The organism is Streptomyces yerevanensis (genome assembly GCF_000716805.1).
Lineage (GTDB): Bacteria > Actinomycetota > Actinomycetes > Streptomycetales > Streptomycetaceae > Streptomyces > Streptomyces flaveus.
The window spans coordinates 129402-150733 of record NZ_JNWJ01000015.1; the positions used below are offsets into that span (position 1 = coordinate 129402).

The following is a 21332-nucleotide window of genomic DNA, read 5'->3' on the forward strand; positions in this document are numbered from 1 at the left end:
CAGTGGCCGGCACCCTGAAGCATGTGACCGACGACTCCTTCGAGCAGGACGTCCTCAAGAGCGACAAGCCCGTCCTGGTGGACTTCTGGGCCGCCTGGTGCGGTCCGTGCCGTCAGATCGCGCCGTCGCTCGAGGCAATCGCCGCCGAGTACGGCGACAAGATCGAGGTCGTCAAGCTCAACATCGACGAGAACCCGGGTACGGCCGCCAAGTACGGCGTCATGTCCATCCCGACCCTGAACGTCTACCAGGGCGGCGAGGTCGCCAAGACCATCGTCGGCGCCAAGCCGAAGGCCGCGATCGTCCGGGACCTCGAGGACTTCATCACCGAGTAATCGGGCTATGCCGTTGCACAGACGTGGCGTTGTTTCACGTGAAACACGAATGGGCCAACCCGGAGGGGGTGGCCCATTCGCATGTACGCCCGGAAGCAACAGCTGCCGACCAGAAGTCACGAATGTCTGCTGGATGCAGTAGACGCCACAAGCGTTTACAGCGGCCGAAGAGCCGGCTCCTTCTGCACCGCCCCCAAGAGCCGGTCGAGCGCCAGCTCCACGTCTTCCTTCCAGGAGAGCGTCGTCCGCAGCTCCAGTCGCAGCCTCGGGTACGTCGGATGGGGCCGGACTGTCTTGAAGCCCACTGCGGTCAGATGGTCGGCGGGCAGGACGCAGGCCGGTTCCTTCCACCGGGCGTCTCCGAAAGCCTCGATCGCCTTGAAGCCCCGCCGCAGCAGATCCTTGGCGACCGTCTGGACCATCACACGTCCGAGTCCCTGTCCCTGATAGCCCGGCATGATGAAGGCCGTCATCAACTGGACCGCGTCAGGGGAGACCGGGCTCGTGGGAAACGCCGTGGATCGCGGCACATACGCGGGCGGCGCGTAGAGCACGAAGCCCACCGGCACCTCGTCCACGTAGACGACCCGGCCGCAGGATCCCCACTCCAGAAGGGCGGCGGAGATCCACGCCTCCTTCTCCAGCTCGGGTGTGCCTGCCTTTACCGCGGCCTCACCGCTGACTGGGTCCAACTCCCAGAAGACGCACGTGCGGCAGCGCTTGGGGAGGTCCTGGAGGTTGTCCAGCGTGAGCGGTACGAGCCGACGCCCCATGAAGGCAGTTCCTCACTTCCTTCGCCCGCGGCATCACGAGCGGCTGTCAGAGCGCTCCTTTCCCTGAGCAGGCCGCCGACGAACCCGCCGACCGCGCCAAGCCCCAGGCCCGCGCTCACCAGTCCGGTGCGGTTCATGGCCCGCATGACCCCCGCCTCCCCATAGAAGGTGCTGCCAGGTAGATGCGCCATACCCGAACGCATCGTATCCACGATGCGATTCCATCGATACCGCCAGAAAGCAAAGGGCGGGCCGTGTTCCGGTACACACCGGACACGACCCGCTCTGAGGGTCGGCCGATAGGAATCGTGACCACCCTTGAGGCTCAGGCCTCAGACCCCTCGGAATCCTCGGAGTCATCGTCCAAGAGACTCTTCTGGAGGACCGGCCCCTCGCCGGGAGCCAGCGAGCCGAGGATCCGTTCCAGATCATCTATTGAGGCGAACTCAACGGTGATCTTTCCCTTCTTCTGGCCGAGGTCGACCTTCACTCGGGTCTCGAAGCGGTCCGAGAGGCGCGTGGCCAGGTCGGTCAGCGCCGGAGAGACCCGCGTGCCGGCCCGTAGCCCCTTGGAGCGTGGCGCGGACTTGGGCCGCGATCCCATGAGGGTGACGATCTCCTCGACGGCCCGCACCGAGAGACCCTCGGCCACGATGCGGTGAGCCAGACGGTCCTGCTCCTCCGAGTCGTCGACAGAGAGCAAGGCCCGTGCATGACCGGCAGAGAGCACCCCAGCGGCGACACGGCGCTGGACCGCGGGCGAGAGCTTCAACAGACGCAAGGTGTTGGAGACCTGCGGACGGGACCGGCCGATCCGGTCCGCCAACTGGTCGTGCGTGCAGTTGAAGTCCTTCAACAGCTGGTCGTAGGCGGCCGCCTCCTCCAGCGGGTTCAGCTGAGCGCGGTGCAAGTTCTCCAGGAGCGCGTCCAGGAGAAGCTTCTCGTCCTCCGTGGCCCGCACGATCGCCGGGATGGCCTCGAGCCCTGCCTCACGGCAAGCCCGCCAGCGCCGTTCGCCCATGATCAGCTCATAGCGACCCGGGCCCAACTGCCGTACGACGACAGGCTGGAGAAGACCGACCTCCTTGATGGAGGTCACAAGTTCAGCGAGAGCGTCCTCGTCGAACACTTCACGGGGCTGGCGCGGGTTCGGCGAAATGGAGTCGAGGGGCAGCTCGGCGAAATGCGCCCCGACAGGAGCCGCCGGCACTTCCGCGAAACCGTTCGCCGATGGCTCCGCGGTTTCATGTGAAACATTGCCCGGCGGAAGCGTGGCGACCTTGGCCGCCGCGACCCCACGCTCTGCGGTGAGTACGGGCACCGCGGCCGACGAGGTCGATGCCCCGCCCGCCGCCGGAGGCGCCGCCTTCTCCCCTGCCGGGGCCGCTGGGATCAATGCGCCGAGACCACGGCCCAACCCCCTCCGTCGCTCGCTCACTGGATCCCCTCCACCATGCTCTGATCGTTGTGTGCGCCCAAGTGGGCATGCTGCGCGTCATACGTCACGCCGACGCCGCGCAACGCGATTTCCCGTGCCGCCTCAAGATAGGAGAGGGCACCGCTCGACCCCGGGTCGTAAGTCAGCACCGTCTGCCCGTAGCTCGGCGCCTCGGAGATGCGAACCGAGCGCGGAATGCTCGTCCGCAGCACCTCCTCGCCGAAGTGGCTGCGCACCTCGTCCGCGACCTGGGACGCCAGTCGCGTCCGGCCGTCGTACATGGTGAGCAAGATCGTCGAGACATGCAGGGCGGGATTGAGATGGCCTCGCACCAGGTCGACGTTCCGCAGCAGCTGACCCAGACCCTCCAGCGCGTAGTACTCGCACTGAATGGGGATCAGGACCTCCGCACCGGCAACCAGTGCGTTGACCGTCAGCAGGCCCAGCGACGGCGGGCAGTCGATGAGGATGTAGTCCAGCGGCTGCTCGTACGACTGGATCGCTCGTTGCAGCCGACTCTCCCGTGCCACCAGAGAGACGAGCTCGATCTCCGCACCGGCGAGATCGATCGTGGCGGGTGCGCAGAAGAGACCCTCGACGTCGGGGACCGGCTGGACGACCTCGGAGAGCGGCCTGCTCTCGACCAGGACATCGTAGATGGACGGGACTTCGGCGTGATGATCGATGCCGAGCGCAGTGGACGCATTGCCTTGAGGGTCGAGGTCGACCACCAGGACCCGCCCACCGTGCAGGGCGAGCGAAGCGGCGAGGTTGACCGTCGTCGTGGTCTTCCCCACTCCGCCCTTCTGATTGGCGACCACCATCACACGGGTCTGCTCGGGCCGTGGCAGACCCTCGCCGGCGCGGCCTAGAGCCTCCACCGCCAGTTGGGCAGCACGACCGATGGGAGTGTCGTCCATCGGGGGCGGTGTTTCACGTGAAACACCGTCCCCCATCGACTCGGTACGGGGACCGGGGACCGGATCGGTCATCGGTCCCGCGATGTTGGCGTCGGACCGCAAGGATTCACTCTCCTCGACTTCAGGCTCGCAATGAACAGAGCCTCCCATGCCTTCGGGGTCGTGAACCAGCGAGGTCCGTTCTTCTGTGGAGAAATCCGCCACTGTGGACAACTTCGCGCCCTCTCCGGGCGACGTGTCGTTGCCCGGAGAGGGTTTCCTCTTGAAGGATCTGAGGGGATTGCGGTCGCGGGGTCCGGCCGCAGTGCGGCCGCGATTGATGATGCCCTGCAGCAGTGAGCGACGTTTCACGTGAAACACGATGCACAGCGCCCGCGAGGACGCTTGCTCGACACTCCGGCATACGCAGTTTTGGCAGCTTGCGTGGAGTACGTCTCGTCGTCAGGACGGATCAGCGACGACGCCGCGTTCGTCCGGTCCGTGCCGCCTTGGCACGCTTGGCCGCGAAACGTACCCCTCCCGGGCTCTCCCCGACCTCGACCCGTACCACGGTGGCGAGCGGACTCACCACACCCTCTCCTACGTGGAGTACGGAGGTCTCCACGGCACCGAGCTTGCCCAGAGCGGCCCCGGCACTCTTGACCTCTTCCTCCGCGGTGTCGCCCTTGAGCAGAAGCATCTCTCCGTACGGACGCAGTAGCGGCACGCCCCATGCAGCGAGGCGGTCCAAGGGCGCCACGGCCCGTGCCGTCACCACATGGACCGGAGGCAGCTTGCCCAAGACCTCCTCGGCGCGGCCACGGACCACGGTGACATGGTCGAGACCGAGCAACTCGACGACCTCGGTGAGGAAGTTCGTACGCCGCAGCAGCGGTTCGAGCAGCGTGATCTTCAGGTCTGGGCGGACGAGAGCCAGTGGGATGCCGGGCAGCCCGGCGCCGGAGCCGACATCGCACACTGTCACTCCTTCGGGCACGACTTCCGAGAGCACCGCACAGTTCAGCAGGTGCCGCTCCCACAGGCGAGGCACTTCGCGGGGACCGATCAGGCCGCGCCGTACTCCCGCGTCCGCCAGCAGTTCCGCGTATCGGACCGCGTCTGCGAAGCGATCGCCGAATACCGCCCGGGCCTGCTCAGGCGCAGGGGGGAGCTCCGCTGCCTCCATCACGGGGAACCGTCCTTCCGTACCGCACAAGCGCACTGGGCGCTGATCACCAGGGCCACAAGGAACCAACAGGCACTATCAGGCTGACAAAGTTCGGCCCCGCCTGCGCAACAGACGGGGCCGGAGGAACCGTACGTACCGATTCAGGCGGGAAGCACGACGACGAAGCGCTGCGGCTCCTCGCCCTCGGACTCGCTGCGCAAGCCCGCAGCCTTGACCGCGTCGTGCACCACCTTGCGCTCGAAGGGAGTCATCGGCTTCAGCTTCACTGCCTCACCGGAGCTCTTGACCTCGGCCGCGGCCTTGGCGCCCAGCTCGGACAGCTCCTCGCGCTTCCTGGCGCGGTAGCCCGCGATGTCCAGCATCAGCCGGCTACGGTCTCCGGTCTCCCGGTGGACAGCCAGCCGCGTGAGCTCCTGAAGAGCCTCGAGCACCTCGCCGTCACGGCCGACCAGCTTCTGCAGATCGCGGCTGCCCGTGTCGCTGATGATCGAGACAGCGGCGCGATCGGCCTCGACATCCATGTCGATGTCACCGTCGAGGTCGGCGATGTCCAGCAAACCCTCGAGGTAGTCCGCCGCGATCTCACCCTCCTGCTCCAGGCGGGTCAGAGTATCGCCACCCTCGGTGGCGGCGGACGTGGTGCCTTCCATCACGGGATGGACTCCTTCTTACTTCTTGGAGGGAGACTTGGGCCGCTGCGGACCCTTGCGTCCGGACTGGGCCTTGCTGCGTGTGCTGCCCGAGGCGGACTTGCCACCCGTCGGCTTGGTGTCCGCCGGCTTGGCGTCCTGCGGCCCGTCGGACTTGCTCAGGGAGGTCTTCGCCCCGGAGTCACCCGTCGTCTTGGCGCCGCTGGTGCCGCCGTGGGTGCTGCCCGACTGACGCCGGGACTTACTCTGCCGCTTGGGCTGCTGGCGCTTGGGGGTACTGGTCGCCGGGGTACCGTCCTCAATCTCGGCGACGGTCGTGACCTCGCTCTTCACCACGGTGCCGTCGGCCTGGGCCGCGAGGCCCGCCTTGGTCAGACCGTTGATGAACTTGCGCTCGTACTCATTGCGGTCACGGCCCTTGGCGACGATGGCCTTGACGATGGCCTTCTCACCGCGGCCGCGCGTCTTGCCGTGGTGCGTGACGCGCTTGTCCAGGCGCTCCAGGTAGGAGGCCTGGGCCTTGGAGCCCGGAGTCGGGTTGTTGTGGATCACGTACATCTGCTGGCCCATGGTCCACACGTTGGTGGTCAGCCAGTAGACGAGGACACCCACGGGGAAGTTGATGCCGAAGACGGCGAACATGATGGGGAAGACGTACATCAGCATCTTCTGCTGCTGCATGTACGGCGTCTTCACCGTGGTGTCGACGTTCTTCGTCATCAGCTGGCGCTGCGTGTAGAACTGCGATGCCGACATCAGGACGATCATGACCGCGGTGACGATACGGACGCTGGTCAGCGAGGCGTCGAGCGCCGTGACGTCCGCAGAGCTGTCGGTGAACTTCGCGGCCAACGGGGCACCGAAGATGTGCGCCTGCTGCGCACTCTCCAGCAGGCGCGTGTTGATCACACCGACGGTGTCGTTGTTCGCGATGCTGTTGAGCACGTGATATAGGGCGAAGAAGAACGGCGACTGCGCCAGGATGGGAAGGCACGAGGAGAGCGGGTTGGTGCCCGTCTCCTTGTACAGCTTCATCATCTCTTCGGACTGACGCTGCTTGTCGTTCTTGTAGCGCTCCTGAATCTTCTTCATCTCGGGCTGGAGCGTCTGCATGGCCCGGGTCGCCTTGATCTGCTTCACGAAGAGCGGGATCAGGCAGATACGAATCAGGATCACCAGGGACACGATGGACAGGCCCCAGGCCCACCCGGTGTCGTCGCCGAAGAGAGCGCCGTACACCGAGTGGAACTGGACGATGACCCAGGAAACGGGCGTCGTGATGAAACTGAAAATACTGGCAATCGTGTCCACTAATCAGGCTCCTTGAGCATGCGACGGGGTCTCGGCGGCCGGGCTCGAGGGCTGGTCGGACATACCGTGCCCTCCAATGGCCGGTTCGGCGGCGGAGTTCCCGCCCTTGCGTGCGCGCCAGGTGTTACGCAGCATTTCGTGCCACCGCGGACGCTTGCGCGGCGGGACATGGTCCACACCGCCCAGCGACCACGGATTGCACCGCAGGATCCGCCAGGCAGTGAGTGCCGTTCCCTTGATCGCACCGTGGCGGTCGATGGCCTGGTACCCGTAGTGGGAGCACGACGGGTAGTACTTGCACACCGGCCCGAGCAGCGGGCTGATGGTCCACTGGTACAGCTTGATGAGAGCCAGCAGTGGGTACTTCATCGCGCGCCCCCTCCCAGTAGCCGCCGCAGAGCGGCATCCAGGTCTTGGGCCAGCTGTGCATGGTCGGCGTCACCCGCACCGGGCAGCGCTCGTACGACTACCAGGCTACCGGGGGGCAGCAGAGCCACTCGATCGCGCATCAGATGACGAAGTCTGCGCTTCACCTTGTTGCGTACGACCGCGCCGCCCACCGCCTTGCTGACAACGAAACCCGCACGCGACGGGGGAGCGCTCTCCCCAGGCGCGTGCGGGTCCATTGCACCACTACGCAGGTGGACGACGAGAAGCGGGCGTCCGGCCCGGCGTCCCCGGCGTACCGCGGTCGCGAAGTCCTCGCGCCGCCTCAGCCGATTCTCGGTAGGCAGCACGTCATGACCTGTGCTGCGAGATCAGGCGGACAGGCGGGCGCGACCCTTGCCACGGCGGGTCGCGAGAATCGCGCGGCCGGCACGGGTGCGCATACGCAGCCGGAAGCCGTGGGTCTTGGCGCGACGACGGTTGTTCGGCTGGAAGGTGCGCTTGCTCACTCGGGGGCTCCAGAAAGAATCGGTAGTTGCGGGGTGCCGTCCTGGCTGTCACCGTGCGCCCACGAGTAGCTCGCATTACGCCCGAGTGCACCGCTTCCCGATCACTCCTACGTGATCTATGCCCATCGGAGGCAGGCGGCAGCAGCCATCGACAACTCGACCTGGCAACGGTACGCGCGGCTACGCCATCCGGTCAAACCAGCGGCGACAGGAGACACTATCCACAGGCTGGGGACAACAACTTGAACCGCAGCGGTCGCCCTGACTACCGTGGCTGGACTTCGATTCGTTCCCTTCTCCTGACCCATCTGATTCGTTCGCCCCGCCTGAACTGCCTGGTTCCACCCGCCCACCCGAGTGACATACCGACCCGTCCCGCGAACCACTCGTTCGAGGGACCCGTGAGAGAGCGTGCCCTGTGGCTGACGTACCTGCCGATCTTGCCGCAGTGTGGCCACGCGTATTGGAACAACTCCTCGGTGAGGGACGAGGGCAGGGCGTCGAGGCGAAGGACGAGCACTGGATCAAGCGCTGCCAGCCGCTGGCCCTGGTCGCGGACACCGCACTGCTCGCGGTTCCCAACGAATTCGCGAAGGGCGTGCTCGAAGGGCGCTTGGCGCCGATCGTCAGTGACACGCTGAGCCGCGAGTGCGGCCGTCCGATCCGTATCGCGATCACCGTCGACGACTCCGCCGGCGAGCCCCCGCCGACACCCCCCGCCCAGCGCCGGCCGCGCTACGAGGAGACCGAGTCTCCGTCCGCCCAGGGCGGCAGAGACGGATACGAGGGACGGGACGGATACGAGGGGTACGGCCGCCACCGCGCGGACGACCGGCCCCACGACCGCAACCACGACCACCCTCAGGGCCGCCCCGACCCGCTCCCGACCGCCCGTGCGGATCAGCTTCCCACCGCCCGCCCTGCGTATCCCGACTACCAGCCGCGCCCCGAGCAGGGCAGCTGGCCGCGGCCCTCGCAGGGCGACGACTACGGCTGGCAGCAGCAGCGCTTCGGCTTCCCGGAACGGGACCCGTACGCGACGCCTCCACAGGACTACCGGCCGCAGTCCCTGGAGCGTCCGCGCTACGAGCAGCAGCGGCCCGACTACGACCAGCCCCGCTCCGACTACGACCAGCGGCCGGACCGCCGTGAGCTGCCCGAGCAGCCGTCACCGTCCAGCAACGGTCACGTCCACCGCGGCGGCCCCGTCGGCTCGACCCTGCCCGCCCCCAGCGGCGCACCCGGCCCGCTGGCCGCGCAGCCGGCTCCCGCGACAGGTCCCGGCGAGCCCACCGCACGCCTGAACCCGAAGTACCTCTTCGACACGTTCGTCATCGGGGCCTCGAACCGTTTCGCGCACGCGGCCGCGGTCGCCGTCGCCGAGGCACCGGCGAAGGCGTACAACCCCCTCTTCATCTACGGAGAGTCGGGACTCGGCAAGACACACCTGCTGCACGCGATCGGCCACTACGCCCGCAGCCTCTACCCGGGCACACGCGTCCGGTATGTGAGCTCCGAGGAGTTCACCAACGAGTTCATCAACTCCATCCGCGACGGCAAGGGCGACAGCTTCCGCAAGCGCTACCGCGAGATGGACATCCTCCTTGTCGACGACATCCAGTTCCTCGCGGACAAGGAGTCGACACAGGAGGAGTTCTTCCACACCTTCAACACGCTCCACAACGCGAACAAGCAGATCGTGCTGTCCTCGGACCGGCCTCCCAAACAGCTGGTGACCCTGGAGGACCGGCTGCGGAACCGTTTCGAGTGGGGGCTGATCACCGATGTCCAGCCGCCCGAGCTGGAGACACGCATCGCCATTCTTCGTAAGAAGGCGGTGCAGGAGCAGCTCAACGCCCCTCCGGAGGTCCTGGAGTTCATCGCCTCGCGGATCTCACGGAACATCCGTGAGCTGGAGGGCGCGCTGATCCGCGTCACGGCGTTCGCCTCGCTCAACCGACAGCCGGTGGACCTCGGCCTCACGGAGATCGTCCTCAAGGACCTGATCCCGGGCGGTGAGAACGCAGCTCCTGAGATCACGGCGACGGCCATCATGGCCGCGACCGCCGACTACTTCGGGCACACCGTGGAGGACCTGTGCGGAGCCTCGCGCAGCCGGATTCTGGTGACAGCCCGGCAGATCGCCATGTACCTGTGCCGGGAACTCACCGACCTGTCGCTCCCGAAGATCGGCGCGCAGTTCGGCAACCGTGACCACACGACCGTCATGCACGCCGACCGCAAGATCCGCGCCCTGATGGCCGAGCGGCGCTCCATCTACAACCAGGTCACCGAGCTCACGAACCGCATCAAGAACAGCTGACAGCTCTTTCCATACGTCGCTGACGGCGCCCCGGGGACACTTCCCCGAGGGCGCCTTTCGCTGAGCTCGTACGGCTCCTGCCGGGTTCTCGCAGGCCTTCTGCGGTCGTCCTCCGCCGCTGCGGACCGTGATCCCCCATCGAACCGCGGTCACCCGGCGAGCACCCGCTGTTCGAATACGTGCCGCGTTACGGCCATCCTCCACAGATTCCGGGACTTTCCAGCGTCCACACCCTGGGGACCGGGAAGTTGTCCAGACTGCGTCCACAGGGCGAGCCGGCGAAAAAGGATCAAGCCAGGTCAGCCCACTGTGGATTCGTGGACGGGCGATCTCCACAGCCTGTGGACGACGAGAAGATCCACAGGCTGTGTGGAAAGTTGTCCACCGGCGGCCCACAGGTTGAGGCTGGTTGTCCCCAGCGATCCCCGACTTCTCCACATCACTGTCCACTGTTCGGCAACGTGACGTGCACTTTCACCGTGCCGAGTGAAAGGCGTCACACCAAGATGCCCGCTTGGGCTGTGGGGAACGTGGGCAAACCTGGGGACGCAGCTGGGGAGAAGTAGCCCGAGCCTGTGCATCGGGTGTGCAGAACTTTTCCCCGTCCACAGCGAACCCGAGTTGTCCACCGCCTCCGCCCACAGGGCCAGTGGACAAAAAACCGGTGCTGACCTGCACATACAGGGTTATCCACGGTATCCACAGCCCCTACTACTACTCCCAACTAGAGAGAGCTGAGAATTCGTTTCGAAGACGGGGCTGTGCACAACTCGCGCTCGGCGCCTCAGGTGCCGCTCGGAACGACTTGACCCCGAGGGGCACCGACTGTCAGTGCCGTGCGTCAGACTGGTCCCCGGTGTCCTTCCCCTGAGCGGACCGAGCGACACCGAGTCAGACGACGAACGCGAAGCAGGGCGAGAGCGCCGGCAACAGACGGAGGCGGCAACGGTGAAGATCCGGGTGGAACGCGACGTACTCGCGGAGGCAGTGGCCTGGGCGGCACGCAGCCTCCCGGCACGACCGCCGGCGCCTGTGCTCGCCGGCCTTCTGCTGAAGGCCGAGGAGGGCGCGCTGAGCCTGTCCAGCTTCGACTACGAGGTCTCGGCGCGCGTCTCCGTGGACGCCGAGGTCGACGAGGAAGGCACGGTGCTCGTCTCCGGGCGCCTGCTCGCCGACATCTGCCGCGCCCTGCCCAACCGGCCGGTGGAGATTTCCACAGACGGTGTACGGGCGACGGTGGTCTGCGGCTCATCGCGCTTCACACTCCACACCCTGCCTGTGGAGGAGTATCCGGCGCTGCCGCAGATGCCGTCGGCCACGGGCACCGTCCCCGGTGAGGTCTTCGCCTCCGCCGCCGCCCAGGTGGCCATCGCCGCCGGCCGCGACGACACGCTGCCCGTCCTCACCGGCGTACGCATCGAGATCGAGGGCGACACGGTCACGCTGGCGTCCACCGACCGTTACCGCTTCGCGGTCCGTGAGTTCCTGTGGAAGCCGGAGAACCCGGAGGCGTCCGCGGTCGCCCTGGTGCCCGCCAAGACGCTCCTGGACACCGCCAAGGCCCTCACGAGCGGCGACAGCGTGATCCTGGCGCTGTCCGGTTCGGGCGCGGGCGAGGGCCTGATCGGCTTCGAGGGCGCGGGACGGCGTACGACCACGCGCCTGCTGGAGGGCGACCTCCCGAAGTACCGCTCGCTGTTCCCGACAGAGTTCAACTCGATCGCCGTCATCGAGACCGCCCCCTTCGTGGAGGCCGTCAAGCGCGTGGCCCTGGTCGCCGAGCGGAACACTCCGGTGCGGCTCTCCTTCGAGCAGGGTGTGCTGATCCTGGAGGCCGGTTCCAGCGACGACGCACAGGCTGTGGAAAGGGTGGACGCTCAGCTGGAGGGCGACGACGTCTCGATCGCCTTCAACCCGACCTTCCTGCTCGACGGCCTCAGCGCCATCGACTCTCCGGTGGCCCAGCTCTCCTTCACGACGTCCACCAAGCCGGCGCTCCTCAGCGGCAAGCCGGCCGTGGACGCGGAGGCGGACGAGGCGTACAAGTACCTGATCATGCCGGTGCGGCTCAGCGGTTGAGCGATGTGAGCCGGCTCAATCCTGGCGGTGGCCCCGGCTGGGGGTGTGGGGGTAATCCCCCACAAGATCGCAGTATGCCGGTGCGGCTGAGCGGCTGACGAGTTTGCAGTTGAGGGCGTACGTCTGAGCGGCTATGCCCACAGATGTGCGGGAGCGTCCGGGTTTAGGCTCGGACGCAGGTACGAAAGTGCCCTCACGCCACGTCGTCAGTGAAGGAACACCCTGATGGAGCTCGGTCTCGTCGGTCTAGGCAAGATGGGCGGCAATATGCGCGAGCGCATACGCCGCGCAGGTCACACCGTCTTCGGATACGACCGCAACCCGGACCTCGCCGATGTCCACAGCATCGAGGAGCTTGTGGGCAAGCTCGACGCTCCTCGCGTGGTGTGGGTGATGGTCCCGGCCGGGGCGGCGACCCAGTCCACCATCGACGAGCTCGCCGATCTCCTGGAGCCCGGCGACGTCGTCGTGGACGGCGGCAATTCGCGCTGGACGGATGACGAGAGGCACGCCGAGGAGCTGGCGGCCAAGGGCATCGGCTTCGTCGACTGCGGCGTCTCGGGCGGCGTCTGGGGCCTGGAGAACGGCTATGCGCTGATGTACGGCGGCGACGCCGAGAACATAGCCAAGGTGCGGCCGGTCTTCGACGCGCTCAAGCCGGAGGGCGACGCGGGCGCCGTGCACGCGGGCAAGGTGGGCGCCGGGCACTTCGCGAAGATGGTCCACAACGGCATCGAGTACGCGATGATGCAGGCCTACGCCGAGGGCTGGGAGCTCCTGCAGGCCGTCGACTCCGTCACCGACGTACGCGAGGTCTTCCGCTCCTGGCAGGAGGGCACCGTCATCCGCTCCTGGCTGCTCGACCTGGCGGTCAACGCCCTCGACGAGGACGAGCACCTGGAGCAGCTCAAGGGTTATGCACAGGATTCCGGAGAGGGCCGCTGGACTGTGGAAGCCGCCATCGACAACGCGGTTCCGCTGCCGGCGATCACCGCGTCGCTCTTCGCGCGCTTCTCGTCCCGGCAGGACGATTCGCCGCAGATGAAGATGATCGCGGCGCTGCGGAACCAGTTTGGCGGCCACTCGGTCGAGAAGAAGTAGTCCACATCCCGGGTTCTTCACACCTGGGGTGGCCCGGTCGTCCACAAGCAGGGGACAGGCCGGAGGCAACCGGAAGCATCACGTTGGGGGAGGTCGGCGAACGACCATGCACGTCACGCATCTGTCGCTGGCCGACTTCCGCTCGTACGCCCGGGTCGAGGTCGCGCTCGATCCGGGCGTCACGGCGTTCGTGGGCCCCAACGGGCAGGGCAAGACGAACCTCGTCGAGGCGGTCGGCTATCTGGCGACCCTCGGCAGCCATCGCGTCTCCTCCGATGCGCCTCTTGTACGGGTGGGTGCGGACCGCGCGATCATCCGGGCGCAGGTCCGGCAGGGCGAGCGCCAGCAGCTCGTCGAGCTGGAGCTGAACCCCGGAAAGGCGAATCGCGCCCGTATCAACAGGTCGTCGCAGGTCAGACCCCGTGACGTACTCGGCATCGTACGAACCGTGCTGTTCGCCCCCGAGGATCTTGCGCTCGTCAAAGGCGACCCGGGCGAGCGCCGACGCTTCCTCGACGAGCTGATCACCGCGCGCGCCCCGCGCATGGCGGGCGTGCGCTCCGACTACGAGCGCGTACTCAGGCAGCGGAACACGCTCCTGAAATCGGCCGCGCTGGCCCGCCGCCACGGCGGCCGATCCATGGATCTGTCCACACTCGACGTGTGGGACCAGCATCTCGCGCGCGTGGGCGCCGAATTGCTCGCGCAGCGGCTCGATCTGATAGCCGCGCTTCAGCCGCTGGCCGACAAGGCGTACGAGCAGCTGGCGCCCGGTGGCGGCCCCGTTGCCCTGGAGTACAAGCCCTCCTCGCCCGAAATCGTCGGCCACGGGCGCGAGGAGCTGTACGAGCAGCTGATGGCGGCCCTGGCGGAGTCCCGTAAGCAGGAGATCGAGCGGGGCGTCACGCTGGTCGGCCCGCACAGGGACGAACTGCTGCTCAAACTTGGCCAGATGCCCGCGAAGGGATATGCGTCACACGGTGAGTCCTGGTCGTACGCGCTGGCGCTGCGCCTGGCCTCGTACGACCTGTTGCGGGCCGAGGGCAATGAGCCGGTGCTGGTCCTCGACGATGTGTTCGCCGAGCTGGACACCCGACGCCGCGAACGTCTTGCCGAGTTGGTCGCGCCGGGTGAGCAGGTCCTGGTGACGGCGGCGGTCGACGACGATGTACCGGCCGTGCTGACGGGGACGCGGTACGTGGTGGCGGAGGGCACGGTGGAGCGCGTATGAGCAAAAACACACCGGAACCGGAGAAGAGCCCCAAGTCTCCCGAACCGTCCGGCGTGGACCTCGCGCGTGTGGCCCTGCGCGCGGCGAAAGAGCAGGCACGCGCGCGTGGGGACGCGGCGCAGCAGAAGAAGCAGGCGCGGCGTGGTGGCCTGCGCTCCGGCGCGCGCGCCGACGGCCGCGATCCGATGGCGCTCGGCTCCGCCATCAACCGGCTGATCACCGAGCGCGGTTGGGAGACTCCGGCCGCTGTGGGCGGGGTCATGGGCCGGTGGCCTCAGATCGTCGGGGACGACCTGGCCAAGCACTGCGTACCGGAGAAGTACGACGAGGACGAGCGGATCCTCGTCGTACGGTGCGATTCCACGGCCTGGGCGACGAATCTGCGCCTGCTCGCCCCGCAGCTGGTGGCCCGCCTGAACGAGGACCTCGGCCACGGCACGGTGCGGTTGATCAAGGTGCATGGTCCCGGGGGGCCCGTCCGCCGCTTCGGCCCCCTGCGCGCGCCCGGCAGCAAGGGTCCCGGCGACACCTACGAGTGAGCCAGACCGGGCGGTATGCCGTTCGTAGCGCGGGGTTGGCATCCCGAAGCGCTGAGTGCCGCTGTGAGCCTCTTGGACTCCCGGTCGACGTATGGGGAGTCGGCCGAGTCCGGTTCAGGGCGGCACATGCGGACTCAGGTACCGGCAAACGCCCATCACTGTCGGCGCTACCGGTAGACTGGAGGCTAATCCCGCCCCACTTGTGGGACACACCGAGCAACGCTGACTAAGGCTTACCAACGCAACACGCCGCAGCCGCTCCGGCCATCCGCTGAGAGCTTGGTCTGTGCTGTGCCAGAAAGGGCGCTTCGTGGCCGATTCCGGCAACCCCAACGAGAACATCCCGTCCACCGACGCCGGCGCGAACGGCGAGGTCACAGCCTCGTTGTACGACGCCAGTGCCATCACCGTCCTCGAGGGTCTGGACGCGGTCCGCAAGCGACCCGGCATGTACATCGGCTCGACCGGTGAGCGCGGACTGCACCACCTGGTGCAAGAGGTCGTCGACAACTCCGTCGACGAGGCGCTGGCCGGCCACGCGGACACCATCGACGTCACGATCCTCGCCGACGGCGGCGTGCGGGTTGTCGACAACGGTCGTGGCATCCCGGTCGGCATCGTCCCCTCCGAGGGCAAGCCGGCCGTCGAGGTCGTGCTGACGGTCCTGCACGCGGGCGGAAAGTTCGGCGGCGGCGGCTACGCGGTCTCCGGCGGTCTGCACGGCGTGGGTGTCTCCGTCGTGAACGCCCTGTCGAGCAAGGTCTCCGTCGAGATCAAGACCGACGGCTATCGCTGGACGCAGGACTACAAGTTGGGGGTCCCGACGGCCCCGCTTGCCAAGCACGAGGCCACGGACGAGCACGGCACCACGGTCACCTTCTGGGCCGACCCGGACATCTTCGAGACCACCGAGTACTCTTTCGAGACTCTCTCGCGGCGTTTCCAGGAGATGGCGTTCCTCAACAAGGGGCTGAGGATCAACCTCACCGACGAGCGCGAGTCGGCGAAGGCCACAGCCGGGGCGGACGAGGCGGGCGAAGACGAGAAGCACGAGGTCAAGAGCGTCTCGTACCACTACGAGGGCGGCATCGTCGATTTCGTGAAGTACCTCAACTCCCGCAAGGGAGACGTGGTGCATCCCACCGTGATCGACCTCGAGGCCGAGGACAAGGACAAGAGCCTTTCCCTCGAACTCGCGATGCAGTGGAACAGCGGTTACAGCGAGGGTGTGTACTCCTTCGCCAACATCATCCACACGCATGAGGGCGGTACGCACGAAGAGGGTTTCCGTGCCGCGCTGACGAACCTGGTCAACAAGTACGCGCGCGACAAGAAGCTGCTGCGTGAGAAGGACGACAACCTCACGGGTGACGACATCCGCGAGGGTCTGACCGCGATCATCTCGGTCAAGCTGAGCGAGCCCCAGTTCGAGGGCCAGACCAAGACCAAGCTGGGCAACACCGAGGTGAAGACCTTCGTCCAGAAGGTCGTCTACGAGCACCTCAACGACTGGCTGGACCGCAACCCGACCGAGGCCGCGGACATCGTCCGCAAGGGCATCCAGGCGGCCACCGCGCGCGTGGCGGCCCGCAAGGCGCGCGATCTGACGCGCCGCAAGGGCCTGCTGGAGTCGGCGTCCCTGCCGGGCAAGCTCTCCGACTGCCAGTCGAACGACCCCACCAAGTGCGAGATCTTCATCGTCGAGGGTGACTCCGCCGGCGGCTCCGCCAAGTCCGGCCGCAACCCCGAGTACCAGGCGATCCTCCCGATCCGAGGCAAGATCCTCAACGTCGAGAAGGCACGGATCGACAAGATCCTGCAGAACCAGGAGATCCAGGCGCTGATCTCGGCCTTCGGCACCGGAGTCCACGAGGACTTCGACATCGAGAGGCTCCGCTATCACAAGATCATCCTGATGGCGGACGCCGACGTCGACGGCCAGCACATCAACACCCTGCTGCTGACGTTCCTGTTCCGCTTCATGCGGCCGCTGGTCGAGGCGGGTCACGTCTTCCTGTCGCGCCCCCCGCTCTACAAGATCAAGTGGGGCCGGGACGACTTCGAGTACGCGTACTCGGACCGCGAGCGCGACGCGCTGATCGAGCTCGGCCGGCAGAACGGCAAGCGCATCCGTGACGACTCGGTCCAGCGCTTCAAGGGTCTCGGCGAGATGAACGCCGAGGAGCTGCGCATCACGACCATGGACCAGGAGCACCGCGTCCTCGGCCAGGTCACGCTCGACGACGCCGCCCAGGCCGACGACCTGTTCTCGGTCCTGATGGGCGAGGACGTCGAGGCGCGCCGCCAGTTCATCCAGCGCAACGCCAAGGACGTCCGGTTCCTCGACATCTGAGTCGGTCTCAGCTGACCGCACCAGAAAGGATCTTCACCAGCAATGACCGACGAGAACATTCCAGTCACGCCTGTGGACGAGGGCCTGGCCCTGCGCGTCGAGCCTGTCGGGCTCGAGACGGAGATGCAGCGCTCCTACCTCGACTACGCGATGTCCGTCATCGTCTCGCGCGCGCTGCCGGACGTACGGGACGGTCTCAAGCCCGTCCACCGCCGTGTGCTGTACGCCATGTACGACGGCGGCTACCGGCCCGAGAAGGGCTTCTACAAGTGCGCCCGCGTCGTCGGCGACGTCATGGGCAACTACCACCCGCACGGCGACTCCTCGATCTACGACGCGCTGGTCCGCCTCGCGCAGCCGTGGTCGATGCGGATGCCGCTGGTGGACTCCAACGGCAACTTCGGCTCTCCGGGCAACGACCCGGCCGCGGCCATGCGGTACACCGAGTGCAAGTTGATGCCGCAGTCCATGGAGATGGTCCGCGACATCGACGAGGAGACCGTCGACTTCACGGACAACTACGACGGCCGCTCCCAGGAGCCGACGGTCCTGCCGGCCCGCTTCCCGAACCTGCTGATCAACGGCTCGGCGGGCATCGCGGTCGGCATGGCCACCAACATCCCGCCGCACAACCTGCGCGAGGTCGCGGCCGGCGCCCAGTGGTATCTGGAGAACCCCGACGCCTCCCACGAGGAGCTTCTGGACGCTCTGATCGAGCGCATCAAGGGACCCGATTTCCCGAGTGGTGCTCTGGTAGTGGGCCGAAAAGGCATCGAGGAGGCCTACCGCACGGGCCGCGGCTCCATCACGATGCGTGCGGTCGTCGAGGTCGAGGAGATCCAGAACCGCCAGTGCCTGGTGGTCACCGAGCTCCCCTACCAGGTCAACCCGGACAACCTCGCGCAGAAGATCGCCGACCTCGTGAAGGACGGCAAGATCGGCGGCATCGCGGACGTACGCGACGAGACCTCGTCCCGTACCGGCCAGCGCCTGGTCATCGTCCTGAAGCGGGACGCGGTCGCCAAGGTCGTACTGAACAACCTCTACAAGCACACCGATCTGCAGACGAACTTCGGCGCCAACATGCTGGCGCTGGTGGACGGCGTGCCGCGCACGCTGTCGCTCGACGCGTTCATCCGCCACTGGGTGAGCCACCAGATCGAGGTCATCGTCCGTCGTACGCGCTTCAGGCTGCGCAAGGCCGAGGAGCGCGCGCACATCCTGCGTGGCCTTCTGAAGGCCCTGGACGCCATCGACGACGTCATCGCACTGATCCGGCGCAGTGACACCGTCGAGATCGCGCGAGAGGGCCTGATGGGCCTCCTGGAGATCGACGAGATCCAGGCCAACGCCATCCTCGAGATGCAGCTGCGGCGCCTCGCCGCCCTGGAGCGCCAGAAGATCGTCCAGGAGCACGACGAACTCCAGGCGAAGATCACCGAGTACAACGCGATCCTCGCCTCGCCGGTCCGCCAGCGCGGCATCATCAGCGAGGAACTCGCCGCGATCGTCGAGAAGTTCGCCGACGACCGCCGCTCCAAGCTGGTGCCCTTCGACGGCGACATGTCCATGGAGGACTTGATCGCAGAAGAGGACATCGTCGTCACCATCTCGCGCGGCGGCTACGTCAAGCGCACAAAAACCGACGACTACCGCTCCCAGAAGCGTGGCGGCAAGGGCGTACGCGGCACAAAGCTCAAGGAAGACGACATCGTCGACCACTTCTTCGTGTCGACGACGCACCACTGGCTGCTGTTCTTCACCAACAAGGGCCGCGTCTACCGGGCCAAGGCGTACGAGCTGCCGGACGCCGGCCGGGACGCGCGCGGACAGCACGTCGCGAACCTGCTGGCCTTCCAGCCGGACGAGGCGATCGCCGAGATCCTCGCGATCCGCGACTACGAAGCGGCGCCTTATCTCGTACTGGCCACCAAGGGGGGGCTGGTAAAGAAGACGCCTCTCAAAGATTACGATTCCCCGCGTTCCGGCGGCGTCATCGCGATCAACCTCCGTGAAACAGAGGCCGGTTCCGACGATGAACTGATCGGTGCCGAGCTGGTTTCGGCCGAGGACGATCTGCTTCTGATCAGCAAGAAGGCGCAGTCGATCAGGTTCACGGCGACCGATGACGCCCTGCGCCCCATGGGCCGTGCGACCTCGGGTGTGAAGGGCATGAGTTTCCGTGAGGGCGACGAGCTGCTCTCGATGAATGTTGTTCGAACAGGTACGTTCGTGTTCACTGCCACCGACGGTGGGTACGCGAAGCGGACGCCCGTCGACGAGTACCGCGTCCAGGGTCGCGGTGGCCTCGGCATCAAGGCCGCCAAGATCGTGGAGGACCGTGGATCGCTCGTCGGCGCGCTGGTGGTCGAGGAGACGGACGAGATCCTCGCCATCACGCTGTCGGGCGGTGTGATTCGTACACGGGTCAACGAGATCAGGGAGACGGGCCGTGACACCATGGGCGTCCAACTGATCAACCTGGGCAAGCGCGATGCCGTCGTCGGTATCGCTCGGAACGCCGAGGCCGGTCGCGAGGCCGAGGAGGTCGACGCTGTGGACGTCGACGAATCGGACGAGGCCGACACGGTCGACGGCACGACGGACGAGGGCGACGAGTCCACGGCCGAGTAGCGCGAGGAGTGAGTCATCGTGAGCGGAGCCACGGGCGCCGGATCGACCGGTACGGAGACGGACGGCGGCCGTGGCCCCGCCATGGATGCGAAGGACTCCCACGACTCCAATGACTCCCATGACGCACATGGATCCCAGGGGGCAACTGTGACGGACACCCGAGGCGCGCAGACGCCGCAGTACGCGGCGGGCGCGGCCCCAGGCGCGCCGGTGCCCCCGGCTTCCGGTTCGCCGTTGCCCGGCGAGCGGCAGTCCCAGCAGCCCGCTCAGCCGTACCACCCGCCGCAGGCGTACCCGACACAGCCGCCGCCACCGTCACCGCCGCCGGCGGCCGGCGCCGTCCGCCGGCCGCGCACCGGGGCGAGTACGACACCTCGCACCCGCAAGGCGCGCCTTCGGGTGGCCAAGGCCGACCCCTGGTCGGTGATGAAGGTCAGCTTCCTGCTCTCCATCGCGCTCGGCATCTGCACGATCGTCGCGTCCGCGGTGCTGTGGATGGTCATGGACGCCATGGGCGTCTTCTCCACGGTGGGCGGCACGATCTCCGAGGCCACGGGCTCGAACGAGTCCAACGGCTTCGATCTGCAGTCCTTCCTGTCGCTGCCGCGCGTGCTCATCTTCACGTCGATCATCGCGGTCATCGACGTCGTCCTCGCCACCGCGCTCGCCACCCTCGGCGCGTTCATCTACAACCTCTCCGCGGGCTTCGTCGGCGGCATCGAGCTGACGCTCGCGGAGGACGAGTAACCGTCTTCGGGACCTCTTGGCGGTGTGAGCGCATCCTTGTCAGGGATGCGCTCCAACGCTGTCCGGGCAGGCAAGAGGCCACCTCGGATATCGATTTTGGGACTGACCCGGAGGTGCGCTAATCTTCAGAGGTCAGCGCGCGGGATGTACACCGCAAAGCGCGGCGGGGCTATAGCTCAGTTGGTTAGAGCGCATCCCTGATAAGGATGAGGCCACAGGTTCAAATCCTGTTAGCCCCACACCACGAAGACCCCCAACCAGTTGTGGTTGGGGGTCTTCTTCGTGTCCGGTGGCGTACGCAAGTTCGCCCGGCTGTGAGGTTGCGAGGGGCATTCGGCGGCTACATCAGGTCGTGCACGGGGTGGCGGAGTCCGCCGCCTCCTGGGCCTCGGACGGGGTCTCCACGTCCGTCGGCGGGCGGTGGCGGCAGTTGGGGGCGGAGCCGTGGGCCTCGGCGTGGATGCGTTGCTTCATGGTGGGAGGCAGGGTGCGGCTGAAGGACAGGGCCCAGCCGGACATCGCGGGGGCCGTGACCGTGGGGCTCGCATTGCGGGCGGACTCGGTCTGAGGTACAGCGGTGGCCGCGCCGGCCGTCGTGACGAGTCCGAGCGTCGTGCACAGTGCGATGAAGGCGGTGATGACGGCGGTCCACAGCTTCATGACCTTGTTCCTGGCCACGGTCCCTCACTTTCGGGTTGGGTGATTTGCGTACTTTCCTCATGATGTGTAGGAGAGCCGCGAAGTGGTGGACCGACGCTCGTGGCGCATCGCTCTTCAGATGAACACCACCCGGATGGACCCAAGAGGTCCGTAGAGTGGATGAAGGCGCTGAAA

19 protein-coding genes and 1 tRNA gene are annotated in these 21332 nt (G+C 66.8%); 10 read left to right on the plus strand and 10 right to left on the minus strand.

Features of this window, described 5'->3' with window-relative positions; genetic code table 11:
- The first annotated feature begins 2 nt into the window (after window positions 1-2).
- Window positions 3-335, plus strand: a complete 333-nt coding sequence (trxA, locus tag OP79_RS18230; protein WP_033321301.1) for a thioredoxin — start codon at window positions 3-5, stop codon at window positions 333-335.
- 155 nt (window positions 336-490) lie between these two features.
- On the opposite strand, the gene OP79_RS18235 is transcribed toward trxA, so the two are convergent.
- The 9 genes from OP79_RS18235 to rpmH form a co-directional block, all read right to left on the minus strand.
- Complete coding sequence (locus OP79_RS18235) at window positions 491-1108, minus strand: GNAT family N-acetyltransferase (protein WP_033321302.1); 618 nt, start codon at window positions 1106-1108, stop codon at window positions 491-493.
- A gap of 325 nt (window positions 1109-1433) precedes the next feature.
- A complete protein-coding gene (locus OP79_RS18240; protein WP_033321303.1) occupies window positions 1434-2546 on the minus strand; it encodes a ParB/RepB/Spo0J family partition protein in 1113 nt (370 codons plus the stop codon).
- The gene (locus tag OP79_RS18245) at window positions 2543-3616 is read right to left on the minus strand and encodes a ParA family protein (RefSeq protein ID WP_078491865.1); all 1074 of its coding nucleotides are present in this window, start codon (window positions 3614-3616) and stop codon (window positions 2543-2545) included. The genes OP79_RS18240 and OP79_RS18245 overlap by 4 nt, the downstream gene beginning before the upstream one ends.
- A 301-nt stretch (window positions 3617-3917) precedes the next feature.
- On the minus strand, window positions 3918-4634 hold the full coding sequence (rsmG, locus tag OP79_RS18250) for a 16S rRNA (guanine(527)-N(7))-methyltransferase RsmG (RefSeq protein ID WP_033321304.1): 717 nt from the start codon (window positions 4632-4634) through the stop codon (window positions 3918-3920).
- A 140-nt stretch (window positions 4635-4774) separates the two neighbouring features.
- The gene (locus tag OP79_RS18255; RefSeq protein ID WP_033321305.1) at window positions 4775-5287 is read right to left on the minus strand and encodes a Jag family protein; all 513 of its coding nucleotides are present in this window, start codon (window positions 5285-5287) and stop codon (window positions 4775-4777) included.
- Window positions 5288-5302: 15 nt separating this feature from the next.
- On the minus strand, window positions 5303-6595 hold the full coding sequence (gene yidC, locus OP79_RS18260) for a membrane protein insertase YidC (RefSeq protein WP_033321306.1): 1293 nt from the start codon (window positions 6593-6595) through the stop codon (window positions 5303-5305).
- Window positions 6596-6598: 3 nt separating this feature from the next.
- A complete protein-coding gene (yidD, locus tag OP79_RS18265; protein WP_033321307.1) occupies window positions 6599-6964 on the minus strand; it encodes a membrane protein insertion efficiency factor YidD in 366 nt (121 codons plus the stop codon).
- Window positions 6961-7332, minus strand: a complete 372-nt coding sequence (gene rnpA, locus OP79_RS51780; protein WP_078491857.1) for a ribonuclease P protein component — start codon at window positions 7330-7332, stop codon at window positions 6961-6963. The genes yidD and rnpA overlap by 4 nt, the downstream gene beginning before the upstream one ends.
- Window positions 7333-7353: 21 nt before the next feature.
- Window positions 7354-7491 carry a 50S ribosomal protein L34 gene (rpmH, locus tag OP79_RS18270; RefSeq protein WP_030354375.1) on the minus strand — a complete coding sequence of 46 codons (138 nt, stop codon included), beginning with the start codon at window positions 7489-7491 and terminating at the stop codon, window positions 7354-7356.
- Between the two features lie 418 nt (window positions 7492-7909).
- On the opposite strand from rpmH, the gene dnaA reads away from it, so the two are divergent.
- From dnaA to OP79_RS18315, 9 genes are all read left to right on the plus strand, one after another.
- The gene (gene dnaA / locus OP79_RS18275) at window positions 7910-9814 is read left to right on the plus strand and encodes a chromosomal replication initiator protein DnaA (RefSeq protein ID WP_033321308.1); all 1905 of its coding nucleotides are present in this window, start codon (window positions 7910-7912) and stop codon (window positions 9812-9814) included.
- A gap of 948 nt (window positions 9815-10762) precedes the next feature.
- Complete coding sequence (gene dnaN, locus OP79_RS18280; protein WP_033321309.1) at window positions 10763-11893, plus strand: DNA polymerase III subunit beta; 1131 nt, start codon at window positions 10763-10765, stop codon at window positions 11891-11893.
- Window positions 11894-12118: 225 nt separating this feature from the next.
- Complete coding sequence (gnd, locus tag OP79_RS18285) at window positions 12119-12994, plus strand: phosphogluconate dehydrogenase (NAD(+)-dependent, decarboxylating) (RefSeq protein WP_033321310.1); 876 nt, start codon at window positions 12119-12121, stop codon at window positions 12992-12994.
- 106 nt (window positions 12995-13100) lie between these two features.
- On the plus strand, window positions 13101-14225 hold the full coding sequence (recF, locus tag OP79_RS18290) for a DNA replication/repair protein RecF (RefSeq protein ID WP_033321311.1): 1125 nt from the start codon (window positions 13101-13103) through the stop codon (window positions 14223-14225).
- Window positions 14222-14764: a DciA family protein gene (locus OP79_RS18295; protein WP_033321312.1), complete on the plus strand. Its 543-nt coding sequence runs from the start codon at window positions 14222-14224 to the stop codon at window positions 14762-14764. Before recF ends, OP79_RS18295 begins: the two co-directional genes overlap by 4 nt.
- A 310-nt stretch (window positions 14765-15074) precedes the next feature.
- The gene (gene gyrB, locus OP79_RS18300) at window positions 15075-17117 is read left to right on the plus strand and encodes a DNA topoisomerase (ATP-hydrolyzing) subunit B (RefSeq protein WP_211270816.1); all 2043 of its coding nucleotides are present in this window, start codon (window positions 15075-15077) and stop codon (window positions 17115-17117) included.
- A gap of 42 nt (window positions 17118-17159) precedes the next feature.
- Window positions 17160-19751: a DNA gyrase subunit A gene (gene gyrA / locus OP79_RS18305; protein WP_033321314.1), complete on the plus strand. Its 2592-nt coding sequence runs from the start codon at window positions 17160-17162 to the stop codon at window positions 19749-19751.
- An 18-nt stretch (window positions 19752-19769) separates the two neighbouring features.
- Complete coding sequence (locus tag OP79_RS51025; RefSeq protein ID WP_078491858.1) at window positions 19770-20498, plus strand: DUF3566 domain-containing protein; 729 nt, start codon at window positions 19770-19772, stop codon at window positions 20496-20498.
- Window positions 20499-20663: 165 nt separating this feature from the next.
- Window positions 20664-20737, plus strand: a tRNA-Ile gene (locus OP79_RS18315).
- A gap of 106 nt (window positions 20738-20843) precedes the next feature.
- Here OP79_RS18315 and OP79_RS18320 read toward each other — a convergent pair.
- Window positions 20844-21158 (minus strand): DUF6344 domain-containing protein, encoded by a 315-nt coding sequence (locus OP79_RS18320; protein WP_308429631.1) that lies wholly within the window; start codon window positions 21156-21158, stop codon window positions 20844-20846.
- Between the last annotated feature and the right edge of the window lie 174 nt (window positions 21159-21332).

What these genes read in the sequence shown, in the direction of transcription:
- recF (WP_033321311.1), top strand. Translation starts at nt 13,101, where the DNA reads ATGCACGTCACGCATCTGTCGCTGGCCGACTTCCGCTCGTACGCCCGG.
- OP79_RS18295 (WP_033321312.1), top strand. Translation starts at nt 14,222, where the DNA reads ATGAGCAAAAACACACCGGAACCGGAGAAGAGCCCCAAGTCTCCCGAA.
- OP79_RS18320 (WP_308429631.1), bottom strand. Translation starts at nt 21,158, where the DNA reads ATGAAGCTGTGGACCGCCGTCATCACCGCCTTCATCGCACTGTGCACG.
- gnd (WP_033321310.1), top strand. Translation starts at nt 12,119, where the DNA reads ATGGAGCTCGGTCTCGTCGGTCTAGGCAAGATGGGCGGCAATATGCGC.
- gyrA (WP_033321314.1), top strand. Translation starts at nt 17,160, where the DNA reads ATGACCGACGAGAACATTCCAGTCACGCCTGTGGACGAGGGCCTGGCC.
- OP79_RS18245 (WP_078491865.1), bottom strand. Translation starts at nt 3,616, where the DNA reads ATGGGAGGCTCTGTTCATTGCGAGCCTGAAGTCGAGGAGAGTGAATCC.
- OP79_RS18235 (WP_033321302.1), bottom strand. Translation starts at nt 1,108, where the DNA reads ATGGGGCGTCGGCTCGTACCGCTCACGCTGGACAACCTCCAGGACCTC.
- yidD (WP_033321307.1), bottom strand. Translation starts at nt 6,964, where the DNA reads ATGAAGTACCCACTGCTGGCTCTCATCAAGCTGTACCAGTGGACCATC.